We start from the raw sequence: 898 nt of genomic DNA, 5'->3' as shown, positions 1-898 counted from the left end.
CATGTTAAAGGTCAGGTACTTAGCATAAACACATAACAAGTCATTAAAGCAGGAAAATTTACAGTTGGCTGTTTTCACTGCGTTCAACATTTTAGCCAACTACAAATTTCCTCTTAATGAGGCGTTAGTGGGCAAGTCAGCCTGATATACCATCAAACTTTACAAGGAGTTTGAAATGAACTTAGATGCACTAAAAGAAATCAATACGAATAATCCTGAGATATTAGAGCAATCAGCAAAAGACAATAACGCAAGTGAAAGTACCATAACAGGCATAGCTTTATTTGCAGCAAACAACGGCTACGACAGCTTAACTCCCCCGCAAAAATATCATTTTGATAATTGTATTAGACCGCTAATCGAAGATGTTCAATGCTCTGGTTATAATCATGAATTTGAAGAGGTTCCTCGTGAGTGTCCCGCTACTTTAGATGATGAAGATCTTGTTGAGTATTATCAAAATGATGGTAAATACTGTGATAGTTGCGAAGGTCAAGCATCCTCCGACGCTCATTCTAAAGAATCATTTATGCGTGATTAAAAGCCCACTAACAAGTCATTCAAAAGGACTAAAAACAGCGGGCTGTTCGCTTCGCTCCATTTTAGCCCACTATTTTTAGCCTCTTAATGAGGCGTTAGGCATCAAGGAGTATTCATGTTCGATCCGAAACAAGTATTTGATTGGCTAAAGCTATCAGGTAAACAAGCTTTTATATTATGTTTAATTACTTCAATTATGCTTTTTTCTGGGGATGAATTGCTTACTAACTTCGGTGTTTTTCAAGATAGTTGACACTGTTTCCCCTAATTTTATTAAGCGACTTCTTTTTGTGCGTTTTTTATACTTTCCTTTTCTGGGTTCAATGATACTGGGCCTGCTGGTTCGCAATTTCTGACC

2 protein-coding genes are annotated in these 898 nt (G+C 37.3%); both read left to right on the top strand.

The genetic code is table 11. The annotated features are described in order from the left end of the window. The first annotated feature begins 175 nt into the window (after nt 1-175). Nucleotides 176-541 (top strand): hypothetical protein, encoded by a 366-nt coding sequence (locus ESZ39_RS17600; RefSeq protein WP_146881201.1) that lies wholly within the window; start codon nt 176-178, stop codon nt 539-541. A 114-nt stretch (nt 542-655) separates the two neighbouring features. Then, a complete protein-coding gene (locus tag ESZ39_RS17900) occupies nt 656-793 on the top strand; it encodes a hypothetical protein (protein WP_191321843.1) in 138 nt (45 codons plus the stop codon). The last annotated feature ends 105 nt before the right edge of the window (nt 794-898 follow it).

This window comes from Colwellia sp. C1TZA3, from assembly GCF_007954265.1.
Lineage (GTDB): Bacteria > Pseudomonadota > Gammaproteobacteria > Enterobacterales > Alteromonadaceae > Cognaticolwellia.
The sequence above is the reverse complement of the archived record's forward strand: the minus strand, read 5'-3'. Positions and strand labels throughout refer to the sequence as shown.